This is a genomic window from Micromonospora yangpuensis (assembly GCF_900091615.1).
GTDB lineage: Bacteria > Actinomycetota > Actinomycetes > Mycobacteriales > Micromonosporaceae > Micromonospora > Micromonospora yangpuensis.
The window spans coordinates 2265005-2277925 of record NZ_FMIA01000002.1 but is presented as its reverse complement, the minus strand read 5'-3'; the positions used below and the strand labels follow the sequence as shown (position 1 = coordinate 2277925).

Here is a 12921-nt window from a genome sequence, read left to right as displayed (position 1 = left end):
CCGGCCGATCACGGTGGATCGACCGGGGCTCGCCGGGTGCGGCGGGATCAGGAGAGGTCGAAGCGGTCCAGCTCCATGACCTTGGTCCAGGCCGCGACGAAGTCGGTGACGAACTTGTCCCGCGCGTCCTGGCTGGCGTAGACCTCGGCGAGGGCCCGCAGCTGCGAGTTCGAGCCGAAGACCAGGTCGACCGCGGTGGCGGTCCACTTCACCTCGTCGGTGGCCACGTCCCGGATCTCGTAGACGTGCTCCTCGGACTCCGACGCCTTCCACCGGGTGCCCGGGGAGAGCAGGTTGGCGAAGAAGTCGTTGTGGAGCACACCGGGCCGGTCGGTGAGCACGCCGTGGCGCGAGCCACCGACGTTGGCCCCGAGCGAGCGCAGGCCGCCGACCAGGACGGTCATCTCCGGCGCGGTCAGGTTGAGCATGTACGCCCGGTCGACGAGCAGCACCTCCGGCTGGGTCTTCTCGCCCGGCCGCAGGTAGTTGCGGAACCCGTCGGCACGCGGCTCCATGACCTTGAAGGACTCGACGTCGGTCTGCTCCGCCGTGGCGTCGGTACGCCCCGGCCGGAACGGCACGGTGACCTCGACCCCGGCGTCCCGGGCCGCCTTCTCCACCGCGGCCGAGCCGGCCAGCACGATCAGGTCGGCGAGCGAGATCCGCGCGCCGCCGGCGGAGTTGAACTCCTGCTGGATGCCCTCCAGGGCGGTCAGCACCGTGGCGAGCTGCTCGGGCTGGTTGACCTCCCAGCTGCGCTGCGGCTCCAGCCGGATCCGGGCACCGTTGGCGCCACCGCGCTTGTCGGTGTGCCGGAAGCTGGCGGCCGAGGCCCAGGCGGTGGAGACCAGCTGGGCGGTGCTGAGGCCGGCGTCCAGGACCTTGGCCTTGAGCGCGGCGATGTCGGCGTCGGAGACCAGCTCGTGGTCGACGGCCGGCAGCGGGTCCTGCCACAGCTGGGGCTCGGCGACCCACGGACCCAGGAAGCGGCTGACCGGACCCATGTCCCGGTGCAGCAGCTTGTACCAGGCCTTGGCGAAGGCCAGGGCGAACTCGTCCGGGTTCTCCAGGAAGCGGCGCGAGATCTTCTCGTACGCCGGGTCGACCCGCAGCGACAGGTCGGTGGTGAGCATCGTCGGCTTGTGCTTCTTCGCCGGGTCGTGGGCGTCCGGGATGATCGCCTCGGCGTCCTTGGCGACCCACTGCTTCGCGCCGCCGGGGCTGGTGGTCAGCTCCCACTCGTAGCCGAAGAGGATCTCGAAGAAGCGGTTGCTCCACTCGGTCGGCCGGTCGGTCCAGGTGACCTCGAGACCGCTGGTGATCGTGTCGGCACCCTTGCCGCTGCCGTGGGTGCTCAGCCAGCCCAGGCCCTGCGCCTCCAGCGGCGCGCCCTCGGGCTCGGGGCCTACGTGGTTGTCGGCGACACCGGCGCCGTGGGTCTTGCCGAAGGTGTGGCCGCCGGCGATCAGGGCGACGGTCTCCTCGTCGTTCATCGCCATCCGGCGGAAGGTCTCCCGGATGAAGTGCGCCGCCGCGAGCGGGTCGGCGTTGCCGCGCGGCCCCTCCGGGTTGACGTAGATGAGCCCCATCTCGGTGGCACCGACGCCGGCGGCCATCTCCTGCTCGGAGGCGTAGCGCTCGTCGCCGAGCCAGGTGTCCTCCGGGCCCCAGAAGATCTCCTCGGGCTCCCAGACGTCCTGCCGGCCGAAGCCGAAGCCGAAGGTCTTGAAGCCCATCGACTCCAGGGCCACGTTGCCGGCGAGCACCAGCAGGTCGGCCCAGGAGATCTGCTGGCCGTACTTCTGCTTGACCGGCCAGAGCAGCCGGCGGGCCTTGTCCAGGTTGGCGTTGTCCGGCCAGCTGTTCAGCGGCGCGAACCGCTGACCGCCGTCGCCGGCCCCGCCCCGGCCGTCCTCGATCCGGTACGTGCCGGCGGCGTGCCAGCTCATCCGGATCATCAGGCCGCCGTAGTGGCCGAAGTCGGCCGGCCACCAGTCCTGGCTGGTGGTGAGGACCGTGGTGATGTCCCGCTTGAGGGCCTCGACGTCGAGCTTGGCGAACTCCCGGGCGTAGCTGAACTCGGCGCCCAGCGGGTTGCCCTTGGCCGAGTGCGCGTGTAACACCGACAGGTCGAGCTGGTTGGGCCACCAGTCCCGGTTGGTGCGCGGCCGTCCACCGGTCTTCGGCGTGGGCGAGTCGATCGCCGGGTTCTCGCTCTCGCTGCCCTGCGCGGTCACCGAGTCGTGCGCGACCGGGCAGCCGGCGGCGGCCTTCTGGTCCACGCCCTGGGCGCTGGCGGGGGCGTTGTCCTGGGTGTCGCTCATTCGTTTCCTTCCGGACTGGCGGATCTTGGGGAGGTACCGTCGGTCGCGCAGTCGGGGCAGGTGCCCCAGTAGACGACCTCCGCCTCGTCGACCACGAAACCGTGGTCGTCGGCGGCGGTGAGACAGGGAGCGTGGCCGACCGCGCAGTCGACGTCGGCGATCGCACCGCAGGAGCGGCAGACCACGTGGTGGTGGTTGTCGCCCACCCGCACCTCGTACCGGGCGGTGGCCCGGGCCGGCTGGATGCGCCGGACCAGGCCGACCTCGGTGAGGGCCCGGAGCACGTCGTAGACCGCCTGGTGGGAGACCGTGGGATGGTCGGCCCGCACCAGCGCGATCACCCGGTCGGTGTCGACGTGCGGATGGTCACGCAGCGCGGCGAGGACGGCCAGCCGGGGCCGGGTCACCCGCAGCGAGACCGCCCGTAGCTGCGCCTCCAGCTCGGCCGTCATGGACCGACCCTAGCCCGCTCTTCTGGAGTTAATCAAGTTAACTCGCCCACGTCGCCCGGTACGGGTCAGCGGGTCAGCCCCTGCGCCGGTGGGATTCGCGTCGCCCGCCGGGCCGGCCCCAGGCTGGCCAGCAGGCCGACGACGACTGCGGCAACCGGCAGGAGCACGAGTTGCCCCCAGGGCAGCCGGACCACCGGCTCGGCCGTCTGGCCGACCGCCGCCGTCACACCGGCCAGCCCGACCGGGACCCCGACGGCGATGCCGGCCGCGACACCGACGACGGTGATGGTCACCGCCTCCACCCCGAGCATCGCCCACAACCGGCCCCGACGGGTGCCCAGGGCCCGCAGCAACGCGATCTCCCGGGTCCGTTCGAGGACCGACAGGCCGAGCAGGTTGGCGATGCCGAGCATGGCGATGAGCACGGTGACCGCCAGCATCCCGAGCGACAGGCCGAGCAGGATGGCCAGCACCTGGGCGATGTCGCTGCCCTCGGTGACACCACCGCCGATCTCGATCTCCGGGTCACCGGCGGCGACGGCGTTCACCCGGTCGGCCAGCACGGCCCGGTCGAACCCTGCGGGCGCGACACCCCAGACGGTGGTCGGCACGGTCGGGACCCCCCGGGTGGCGAGCGCCTCGGCGGAGGTGACGCCGAGCAGCTGCCCGGTCGTGTCGGCCAGCCGGGAGGCCCGGACGGTGAAGCGGACGGTCGTGCCGGCGGCGGCGACGTCGAGCGGGTCGCCGTCGACCAGACCACGCTCGGCCAGGTAGGTCCCGGGTGCCAGCAGGACCGGCGCGGCGGCGGGGGCGGCGAGTTCGGGTGCCAGCTCGGCAGCGGCTCCCGCGGGCAACGCCGCGAGCGTCCCGGGGGTCGCCTTGCCGCCGTCGGGGAAGCGGGCCGCCACCGTGTCGACGGTGGTCGTGTCCGACAGCTGTGGCACGGCGGCCAGTGCGGCGACGGTCCGTTGGTCGATCGGCGTGCCGTCGGTCCGGGCACTCACCGCGACCGGATAACGGTCCTCCAGGTCGGCGTCCACGGTGGCCTGCCCGGTCGTGGCGGCCACGGCCAACGCGGTGATCAGGGCGGCACCGACGACCACCGACATGGCCGCCGCCGCCGTCCGGCGGGCATGCTGACTCAGGCTGCCGCCGGCCAGGCCGGCGGCGACGCCGAGCCGCTCCAGCAGCCGGGCCGTCGGCGTCAGCAGCAGGGCGATCACCCGGGGCAGTGCGACCAGCAGACCGACCGCGAGCACCACCCCGCCGACCAACGCCAGCGGCAGCGAGGCGCCGACACCGGCCAGCCCCAGCAGCACCGCGCCGACGGCGGTGACCACCAGGCCCACCACGAGACGACGACCACCGCGAACCGCGGTGGCGGGCGGCTCGGATGCCTCCCGCAGGGCGGCCACCGGCGGCACCCGGGTGGCCCGCCGGGCCGGCAACCAGGCGGCGACCACCGTGGCCAGCACCCCCGCGAGGACGCAGAGGGCGAGCAGCAGCGGACTGACCCGCAACCCACCTCCGCTGATGTCGAGCAGGCCGGCACCGAGGTAGCCGATCGCCACGCCGGCCAGCATGCCCAGGAGCGCCCCGACGGTGCCCACGATGGCGGCCTCGCCGAGCACCGTCCGGCTGACCTGGGACCGGTGCCCGCCGACCAGGCGCAGCAACGCGATCTGCCGGATCCGCTGGGCGATCACCACGTGGAAGGTGTTCGCGATGACCAGCACCGAGGCCAGCAGCGCCACCGCCGCGAAGGCCAGCATCAGGATCACCAGCTGGGTGTTGCCGCCGGCGAACCGGGAGGCCGCCTCGTCGGCGGCGGCGGACGCGTCCATGACCGAGATCCCGGGCGCGACGGCCCGGTCGACAGCGGTCACGGTGGCGGCGAGGCGGCTGCGGTCGTCGACGGTCAGCAACGCCGCGGGCGGGACGTCACCGGCGAAGAAGGAGGGTGCGGCGTAGAACCGGAACGACGAGCCGGTCAGCGGCCGGAACCCGAGATCCGCGGAGCCGGTGACCGTGACCGGGACCGGCTCGGCGTCGTCGTGCCGGAAAGTGAGATTGTCGCCCACGTCGACCCCGAGGTCGTCGAGCGTGCGGCGGTCCGCCACGACCTGGTCGGCCCTGGTCGGCCAGCTCCCCCGGTCGAGTTGGAACCAGCGGACCTCCGGGGTGGTGGCGACGCTCTGCACGTTCGCCGACCCGCGCCGGGAGCCGCCGAAGACGCTGACGGTACGGACGTACTGCGGGTCCACGGTACGCACGTTCGGCACCTTCGCCGCCTCGTACCAGTTGCGGTCGTGGACAGAGTCCGGGGCCTCGACGACGATGTCGGCGGTGGTGAGCGGTGCCGCGGCGGTGAGCCGGAGCCCCTCGCTGGAGGTGGCGGCGAAGGTGGCGGTGGCGGCGAGGAAGCCCGTCGCCAGTGCCACCGCGACGAGGATCGCCAGCAGCCTGCCGGGATAGGTACGGACCTGCGCCCAGGCCAGGGAGAAGATCATGGTCAGACCGCCACTGACGCCATCGACGCCACGATCGCCTCGCGGGAGGGCGCGGACAGCTCGTCCCGGATCCTGCCGTCGGCCATCACCAGGACCCGGTCGGCGTACGTCGCCGCACCCGGATCGTGGGTGACCATGACGACGGTCTGCCCGGCCTGCCGGGCCGCGTCCCGCAGACCCGTCAGCAGGCTACGCCCGGTCGCGATGTCCAGGGCCCCGGTCGGTTCGTCGGCGAAGACGACGGCGGGCTCGGCCAGCAGCGCCCGGGCCACCGCCACCCGCTGTTGCTGACCACCGGAGAGCTCGGCGGGACGGTGCCGGAGCCGGTCGGCGATCTGCAACTGCTCGGTGAGCGCCGCCAGCCGCGCCCGGTCGACGCGCCGCCCTGCCAGCCGCAGCGGCAGCACGATGTTCTGCTCCGCGGTCAGCGCGGGCAGCAGGTTGAACGCCTGGAAGATGAAGCCCACCCGGTCCCGGCGCAGATCGGTCAGCGCGCGGTCGTCCAGGCCAGCCAGGGGTGTCCCGGCGATGCTGACGGTGCCCTCCGTCGGCGTGTCCAGGCCCGCCAGCAGGTGCATCAGGGTCGTCTTGCCCGAGCCGGAGGGCCCCATGATCGCGGTGAACTCGCCGGCGGCGAAGTCAGCGGAGACCCCGTCGACCGCGACCACCGTGGCCGCACCGCCGCCGTAGGTCTTCCGGACGCCCTGGCAGGTGACCATCTCGGCGCGTTTCGTCGGTATCCTCACCGCACCCAAAATATGCAGAGGAACCGCAGGCCACATCCGTCCAGGGCATCGACTCGACGCATTCGGCCGATACCGTGGTATCGCCTCGGGTACGACCGGGCCAGGGGTGTCGACATCGCGTTCCCCGATCGGGTGACGCTGCCTATCCTGGAACCGTGCCGGTGGAGACGCGACGAATACTGACAGCCGATTCCCTCACCGCGCTTGTCGTTGTCGCCGGCTGTCTCCTGCTCGGACTCGCCGGCCTGCAGGAGTGGTACTGGTCGGCGGCGATAGCCACGCTGCTCGCGATCCGTCGCACCGCGCCGGTGGTGATGCTCGGCCTGGTGGGTCTCGTCTCCGGGGTGCACGTGCTGGCCTCGCACAGTTTCATGTTCCCGGGCGACCTGGTCAGCCTCGTCGCGGTGTACAACGTCGCGGCCCACCGTCGGCGACGGCTGGCCGAGCAGGACAGCGCGATGCGCGCCCAGCTGGCCGTCCACGAGGAGCGCACCCGGATCAGCCAGGAGATGCACGACATCATCGCTCACTCGCTCGCCTCGATCATCGCCCAGGCCGAGGGCGGACGGGTGGCCGCCCGGGCCGACGCGCTGGTGGCCGGGCCGTTGTTCGACCGGATCGCGGGCATCGGCCGGGAAACCCTCACCGACGTCAAGCGGCTGCTCACGGTCGTCGACTCCGACGACCACGACCGGCCCGCCAAGGGCCTGCGCGAGTTGCCCGAGCTGCTGGCCAACGTCGCCGACGCCGGCCTCGACGTACGGCTGTCGACCGAGGGCCCGCCGCAGTCCCTGGCACCGGGGATGGACCTGGCCGTGTACCGGGTGATCCAGGAGTGCCTCACCAACGTGCTCAAACACTCCCCGCGTCCGCAGGCGCGACTGTGGCTGGGCTGGTCCCCCGCGCTGCTCACGGTCAGTGTCACCAGTCCGCTGGACCCGGCGGACCCGCACCCGATGGTGGAGGGGCGGGGGCTGTCCGGCATCCGGCAACGCTGTTCGCTGTTCCACGGCGACTGTGCGGTCAGCACCGGTTCCGCGCTCACCGTCACGACCACCTGGCCACTGCCGCCGCAGGGAGCAGCACCATGACGCAGGCACCGATCACCGTGCTCATCGCCGACGACCAGGACCTCGTCCGTACCGGTTTCGCCATGGTCGTCGACGCCGCCGACGACATGCGGGTGGTCGCCACCGCCGCCGACGGGGCGGAGGCGGTCGCGCTCACCGCCCGGCACCGGCCGGACGTCGTCCTGATGGACATCCGGATGCCGCGCACCGACGGCATCACCGCCACCCGGGCCATTCTCGCCACCGCGCACCCGCCGAAGATCGTCGCCCTGACCACGTACGACAGCGACGACTACGCCACCCGCATCCTGAACGCCGGGGCACACGGGTACCTGCTGAAGGACGCCACCGCCGAGGGCCTCACCGCCGCGATCCGCACCGTCCACCAGGGCGGGTCGGTGCTCGCCCCGTCGACCACCCGCCGCCTGGTGGCCCAGACCGGCACCGCCCGTACCGAGCCGGCGCCGGCGGCACCGACGTTGGCCACCCTCACCGCCCGGGAACGCGCCGTGTTCGACCTGATCGTGGCCGGGGCGAGCAACACCGAGATCGCCCAGCGGCTGCACCTGGCCGAGGTGACGGTGAAGACGCACGTGGGCCGGGTGCTGGCCAAACTCGGGGTACGGGACCGGGTGAACATCGTGGTCTGGGCGTACCGCAACGGGGCCGTGCTGACCGGTGAACCCTGACCGGGACAGGAGCCGACCCGCGGCACGAGGGAGACGGGCGTTGGCCCGCGCGCACCTGCACGGCGACGAGTTGATCGCCGCCCGACACCTGCCGGCCGACGTGGAGCGGGTGTGGACCGCGTCCTTCGACGAGCCGGTCACCGGGCTGCGTACGACCGTCACCATCCGGGCAGCCGGCACCGGCACGGACCTCACCGTCCACCAACGGCGGCTGCCTTCCGAGCTGCGGACCGACCAGGCCGCCAACGGACTGGCGTCGATCCTCGACGCCCTCGCCACCTACCTACGACGCTGACCTACCGGACCGAACGGAGCACGACATGGCCGACACCACCCAACGAGACCTCGTACGGACCGGTCGTCGTCACCACCGGCGAGGGACGTGGTGCCACTGTCGACCACGGCCCGTTCCGCTTCGCCTTCAACGACCTGTTCACGTTCCGCGAGGGGCTCATCGCCCGGGTCGACTCGTACGTCATCCCGCTGCCTGATTCGGACCAGCCCGCCTGAGTCCGGACCGCTCCGGCCTCGGCCGGCCGAGGCCGGTGCCGGTCGCCGGCAGTCCGGTGCCTAGCCCAGGCTCAGGTCGTGCTGCTCCAGGGCAGTTTGGATGATGCCGAGCGCCTTCGGACCCATGCCGTGCAGCGCGGCCAGCTCGGCGCGCGGCACCCCGGCGAGATCACGCAGCGTACGGTAGCCGGCGGCGTGCAGGGCCCGGGTCGCCGGTGCGCCGATGTTCGGCAGCGTGTCGAGGGTGGACGTCACCTCAGCGACGCTATCAGCACCAAGCGTAGGGGAGCGCGTCTGCGTACTCCGGTCCGGCTGCCGGTCTAGGTCTCCGCGCTCGGGTTGCCGCGCCGAGCAACGGTGGGGCTGGTCGATCCATGGACCAGAGTTGTTCTTGCTGCGACCCCTCGCCTGGCTCACACCTTCACCGAGCCCGGCGAACTAAACCTTCTTTGGGACAGCCCTTGACGAAGGGCCGAGGTTAGCCGCCGAGTAGCTGCGAGGGTCCCTGAGCACGGCAACTGCGACGGAACGACATTACCTCTCGGTAGCTTTGAACGGCCAGGGGAGATGCTCCGTTGAGAGGTGGTCCGGCGTCAGCGGCCCCCACAGGAGTGCATCAGGATGGCTGATCAGGGTTACCTGAATTCACCCGACTTCTCGTATGACGATCTGGACGCGCTGGACCTGAGTACGCCGGCGTCAAGTTGGTTTCCCGATTTGGGATTCTCCAGGGCTGGCACACCAGCTGACCTGACCCCTGCCGCCGGTGCTCCGGCGCGGGATCCCCTGCCTACGCTCCAGTCGATCAGTCAGCATTTGTCCCTGATCGATGGGAAACGACATCTGCCCTATCGGCTCACCAACAAGAAACTCCGAGAGTACGAAGAATCCGTTGGGGTGCGGGAAGGGAAATATCGGTTTTTACGAAATGGGCGCGGTGATACGGTGGGCGTCGAGGAGACGCCGGATCCTCGGGCGGAATACTATCAGTTTCTGCGAGGGCTGAGTAGTCCGGAGCAAGGTGGCGGACACGCGGTCCCCGAGATCGCACCCACCCCGGAAATCGTCAGCCAGTGGCTCGATGAATCCGGGCAGCCGGCGTGCAAGCCGCGCCGGCTGCGCAACGAACACCTGGCGGCTTTCGTGTCGAGTCATCGGCTGCTCCCGATCTACGAGTTCGTCAGGTCCGGAGGGGGCGTCGCGGGGATCACTCAATTGCCACTGTTGGGGGATGAATATTCAGCCTTCATGCAGAATTTGCGGATTGTTCAAGGCGGTTACAGTGTTCCCGGCACTCCCGTCACCCAGCACGTGGTCAGCGACTGGCTGCACAGTTCAGGGAAGAAATATCACAAACCCAGCCAAGTCACCGCGAAGGACCTGCGAGAATTTGAGGGGTGGAACAATCTCAGGCCAGGCTCCCATCGGATCGTGAGAACCAGTTCGGGTGCGACGGCGGCGATCGCCGAGGTGCCGCCGGTCGATGTCGCCCAGTCCTCCGCAGTCGGTGCGACACCGAATCAGTCGGTGGCCGCCATCGCTCAACTCGGCGTCCCACCGGCACCGTCGGGTCAGCAACCCTTGCCCTGGCAGGGTGGCGTCGCTGGCCTCGGATACCAGCCGGCTTCCTCTGCGACCCTGCCACCGGCGGCTCCCCGCGAGCGGCATCGGCAGCGGTTCAGCCACAACTGAGGCGGTCCACCTCTGACAGGTTGAAGTCTGCGGACGGCCGTACCCGGTCTAACGATCACGGCTCGGCGGCATCGTCGCTGTCCCTGGACCTGATCGTGGACGGTGCCGTGGTCACCGGCACCTGGGTGGAGCAGAACCGGTTACTACCGAGGTGCCCGCTAGCGGCGGGGCCACGGCGGTGCAGGCCATGGCGCGAGCGCCCGACTCTCCGTGGTCGATCTCGTACCGGCACTCGCTGCACGGCTCCGGCGGCTCGTGCTCTCGCCAGTCGTGCCCGCACTCGGGGCAGTCGCCGTACCACCGAGGCCGTTGCCGAAATTTCATCCCGACATCGTGTCGCGCACCGTCTCCGCCGTACAGGTCACCTCCTCGACAGCGTCCGATCTCTGCACGCCATCCTCGACAGTGATGAGATCTCCGTATGGTTGAGCGGCCCACGGTGGCAGCGGCATGACGCCGCAGAAGAACTCGATGCCGGACGAGCCCGTCCGCGATGGGAAGTACGCGCGGGTCGAGCGGGAGAGGCGGTTCCTGCTGGCCAGACCGCCGCTGCCGGCTGCGGTTACCGTCAGCCGCCGCATCACCGACCGGTACCTGGCGGGCACGCGGCTGCGCCTGAGACGCGCGGAAAGCCTCCCCGGCGGAGCCTGCGAGTTCAAGCTCACCCAGAAGGTGCCCGCCCAGCGGACAGGCCACCTCCAGGGACTGATCACGAACATCTACCTGTCCCCCGCCGAGTACGACCTGCTCGCCGGCCTGCCCGCCGCAACGCTGTCCAAGACCCGCCTGAGCGTCCCACCGCTGGGCATCGACGTCTTCGACCCGCCGTTGCACGGTCTGATCCTGGCTGAGGCCGAGTTCACCACCGACGAGGCGGCGCGCACCTTCCTCCCACCCCCGCAGGTCGTCGCAGAGGTCACCGACGACATCCGCTTCACCGGCGGCTCACTCGTCCACGCCCACCGCGACGACCTGCTCTCCTGGCTCGCCGACTACGACATCAGGCCAGCCCCCACCAACCCACGAAACCCCTGATCACGTACGGTCGGCCACCGCGTCGTAGAGCCGCTCGACGCGGACGGCGACGCGCAGGCACCATGATCGGGCGCACGCCGCCGGGCCGGCGCATTCCAGTAGGTGGCCGCGTACCCACATCGTTCCCACCGGTGCGTCGCCGGCAGACGCGATCGCCACGGCCACCGTCCGCACCTCCAACGGCACGGTCCCGGGCAGCCCCAGGTGCGACGCCCAGTCACCGGCGGCGAGCGACAGCCGCGTACCGGCCGGCACCCTCACCACGCACCCCGCATGCCGGCGGCCTGCGCCACGGCCAGCAGGTGTGGGCTCGGCCGGGGCGACCCGGTCAGGACCTCGGCCAGGACCGCTCGCCCGGCCGGGCGTACCCGTACCTCGGCGGGTGCGAGTCGGTCGGCGTCCAGCAGTGCCCGCCCCGCCGCCGTCGGATCGCCGGTGGACAGGTGTGCCGGTGCCATGTCGATCAGGTACGCCGCCCGGTGCTCGACGGGCAAACTCCACCATCGATCCCGTACGGCCAGCGCGGCGTGCAGCTCGACGGCGGTACGGTGATCGCCCAGCGTGGTCGTCGCGGTGATCCGGGCGGCGTCCACTGCGGCCCGCTCCGGAGTGTCCGGCCCGGTCAGCGTCGCCGCCCCGTCGAGCAGCTCGATCACTGTCGGTGGGTCGTCGTGTTCGGCGGCGGCAAGCGCGGCCTGGACGAGCAGCGCCGCGCAGGCTGACCGTTCGGATGGCGTACCCGCATCAGGGGTTAACGGGGCGATCTGGTGGGCGGCGGTGATCGTCGTTTCGAACGCGGCCCGGTGCCGGCCGGCGACCCGTAGTGCGGTGCCGAGGGGCAGGGCCGCTGCTGCTTCCAGGAGTGGTTCGTCGGTGGTGGTGGCTACGGACAGGCCCCGGTCGGCGGCCAGCCAGGCCAACTCGTGGGCGCCCAGCTTGACCAGCACCGAAGCGGTGAGCCGGTACGTGCGCACCTGCAACCCTGGCCGTGCGGGAGCGGCCAGATCATGGCCGTCATCGAGCAGACCAGGCAGCAGTCGGAGCAGTGCCGGGTACTGGGCGTGCTGGTACATGGCGTCGGCGTGCACGATCCGCGCCCGATACTTGTACGGGTCAACCGGCACGTGATCGGCGGGTGGCCGCAGGATCCCCGGGTGGCGGGTGAGTGCGGCCCGGACGGTGTCGACCTCGACGTCCGGGCTGCGGCTGGTGGGTGGGGTGGGTGCGGGTGGGTTGGTGTCGTCGACGAGGACGTCCGCCGTCACGCCGAGGGTGTCGGCGACCTCCTGGAGGACCGACCACTTGTCGAGGCGGCGTACCCCACGTTCGACCTTGTCCACCCACGACTTCGACTTACCGAGCCGGTCGGCGAACACCTGCTGTGACATGTTGCGCCGCGCCCGCCAGTACGCCACCCGCCGACCGACCGGCAGATCGTTGGTCACGACGCCACCCTGGCGAGTTGAGCCCGCCACCAGTCCACCTCGCGGCAGGTGGCGACCGTGTCGACGGTGCACCGCCAACAGGGGTGACCAGCCTCGTGCTCGGCCAGGACCCGACGGGCAACCACGGCTATCGAGAGCGGATCGGTCGGCTCGTCGACGCTCACCGGGATTCACCGCCCCGGGGCACCGGGCCGACCTGGGTGGTGTCGTCGAGCGGCGTCCGCTCGGCCTCGGCCTGAGCCAGGATCCGCCCCCGGGCGGCGGCCTGCTCGGCGGCCTGGATGGCCTGGCCGGTGCCCGGCGGTGGGGGCGGCTCGGGCCGCCGCAGCACCCAGCGGATGAACGCGCGTACCTCGGTGCACAACTCGGACCGGACCGTCACGGCCGTCTCCCTCGCTCGGTGGGAGGCGGCGGCGGAGTTCGTGCCCCGCACGGAGGATCGGGGCTG

At 71.3% G+C, this 12921-nt stretch carries 14 protein-coding genes and 1 pseudogene; 6 read left to right on the top strand and 9 right to left on the bottom strand.

Translation table 11 applies throughout. The features are described from left to right. Positions 1–47 precede the first annotated feature (47 nt). From katG to GA0070617_RS10430, 4 genes are all read right to left on the bottom strand, one after another. Entirely contained in the window at positions 48–2324 is a 2277-nt protein-coding gene (gene katG, locus GA0070617_RS10445; RefSeq protein WP_091435903.1) for a catalase/peroxidase HPI, read from the bottom strand. Next, on the bottom strand, positions 2321–2776 hold the full coding sequence (locus tag GA0070617_RS10440) for a Fur family transcriptional regulator (protein WP_091435900.1): 456 nt from the start codon (positions 2774–2776) through the stop codon (positions 2321–2323). The genes katG and GA0070617_RS10440 overlap by 4 nt, the downstream gene beginning before the upstream one ends. A gap of 65 nt (positions 2777–2841) precedes the next feature. Further along, a complete protein-coding gene (locus GA0070617_RS10435) occupies positions 2842–5292 on the bottom strand; it encodes an FtsX-like permease family protein (RefSeq protein WP_091435898.1) in 2451 nt (816 codons plus the stop codon). Further along, the gene (locus tag GA0070617_RS10430; protein WP_091435895.1) at positions 5289–6068 is read right to left on the bottom strand and encodes an ABC transporter ATP-binding protein; all 780 of its coding nucleotides are present in this window, start codon (positions 6066–6068) and stop codon (positions 5289–5291) included. Before GA0070617_RS10430 ends, GA0070617_RS10435 begins: the two co-directional genes overlap by 4 nt. Positions 6069–6187: 119 nt before the next feature. On the opposite strand from GA0070617_RS10430, the gene GA0070617_RS10425 reads away from it, so the two are divergent. From GA0070617_RS10425 to GA0070617_RS10415, 3 genes are read left to right on the top strand one after another with little or no spacing between them, the layout of a single operon-like run. Continuing rightward, on the top strand, positions 6188–7123 hold the full coding sequence (locus GA0070617_RS10425; RefSeq protein WP_091435893.1) for a sensor histidine kinase: 936 nt from the start codon (positions 6188–6190) through the stop codon (positions 7121–7123). Next, a complete protein-coding gene (locus GA0070617_RS10420) occupies positions 7120–7791 on the top strand; it encodes a response regulator (RefSeq protein WP_091435891.1) in 672 nt (223 codons plus the stop codon). The genes GA0070617_RS10425 and GA0070617_RS10420 overlap by 4 nt, the downstream gene beginning before the upstream one ends. A gap of 40 nt (positions 7792–7831) precedes the next feature. Continuing rightward, entirely contained in the window at positions 7832–8086 is a 255-nt protein-coding gene (locus GA0070617_RS10415) for an SRPBCC domain-containing protein (protein ID WP_091435888.1), read from the top strand. 275 nt (positions 8087–8361) lie between these two features. On the opposite strand, the gene GA0070617_RS10410 is transcribed toward GA0070617_RS10415, so the two are convergent. Beyond that, positions 8362–8556, bottom strand: a complete 195-nt coding sequence (locus GA0070617_RS10410; protein ID WP_091435886.1) for a helix-hairpin-helix domain-containing protein — start codon at positions 8554–8556, stop codon at positions 8362–8364. 366 nt (positions 8557–8922) lie between these two features. On the opposite strand from GA0070617_RS10410, the gene GA0070617_RS29850 reads away from it, so the two are divergent. From GA0070617_RS29850 to GA0070617_RS10400, 3 genes and pseudogenes are all read left to right on the top strand, one after another. Next, the gene (locus GA0070617_RS29850) at positions 8923–9993 is read left to right on the top strand and encodes a hypothetical protein (RefSeq protein ID WP_139135632.1); all 1071 of its coding nucleotides are present in this window, start codon (positions 8923–8925) and stop codon (positions 9991–9993) included. A gap of 59 nt (positions 9994–10052) precedes the next feature. Then, positions 10053–10152, top strand: a pseudogene (locus tag GA0070617_RS31435) (XRE family transcriptional regulator); the annotation flags it as partial. Between the two features lie 291 nt (positions 10153–10443). Further along, positions 10444–11028: a CYTH domain-containing protein gene (locus tag GA0070617_RS10400; protein ID WP_091435881.1), complete on the top strand. Its 585-nt coding sequence runs from the start codon at positions 10444–10446 to the stop codon at positions 11026–11028. On the opposite strand, the gene GA0070617_RS10395 is transcribed toward GA0070617_RS10400, so the two are convergent. Genes GA0070617_RS10395 through GA0070617_RS10385 form a run of 4 tightly spaced genes read right to left on the bottom strand, consistent with a single transcriptional unit; the run spans position 11029 to position 12855 of the window. Next, the gene (locus GA0070617_RS10395) at positions 11029–11283 is read right to left on the bottom strand and encodes a hypothetical protein (RefSeq protein ID WP_091435878.1); all 255 of its coding nucleotides are present in this window, start codon (positions 11281–11283) and stop codon (positions 11029–11031) included. It abuts the gene before it with no gap. A 2-nt stretch (positions 11284–11285) separates the two neighbouring features. Beyond that, on the bottom strand, positions 11286–12473 hold the full coding sequence (locus GA0070617_RS10390) for a helix-turn-helix domain-containing protein (protein WP_091435876.1): 1188 nt from the start codon (positions 12471–12473) through the stop codon (positions 11286–11288). After that, positions 12470–12637, bottom strand: coding sequence for a hypothetical protein (locus GA0070617_RS30490; protein WP_175440487.1), 168 nt, complete (start codon positions 12635–12637; stop codon positions 12470–12472). Before GA0070617_RS30490 ends, GA0070617_RS10390 begins: the two co-directional genes overlap by 4 nt. Next, complete coding sequence (locus GA0070617_RS10385; RefSeq protein WP_091435874.1) at positions 12634–12855, bottom strand: hypothetical protein; 222 nt, start codon at positions 12853–12855, stop codon at positions 12634–12636. The genes GA0070617_RS30490 and GA0070617_RS10385 overlap by 4 nt, the downstream gene beginning before the upstream one ends. Positions 12856–12921 lie beyond the last annotated feature (66 nt).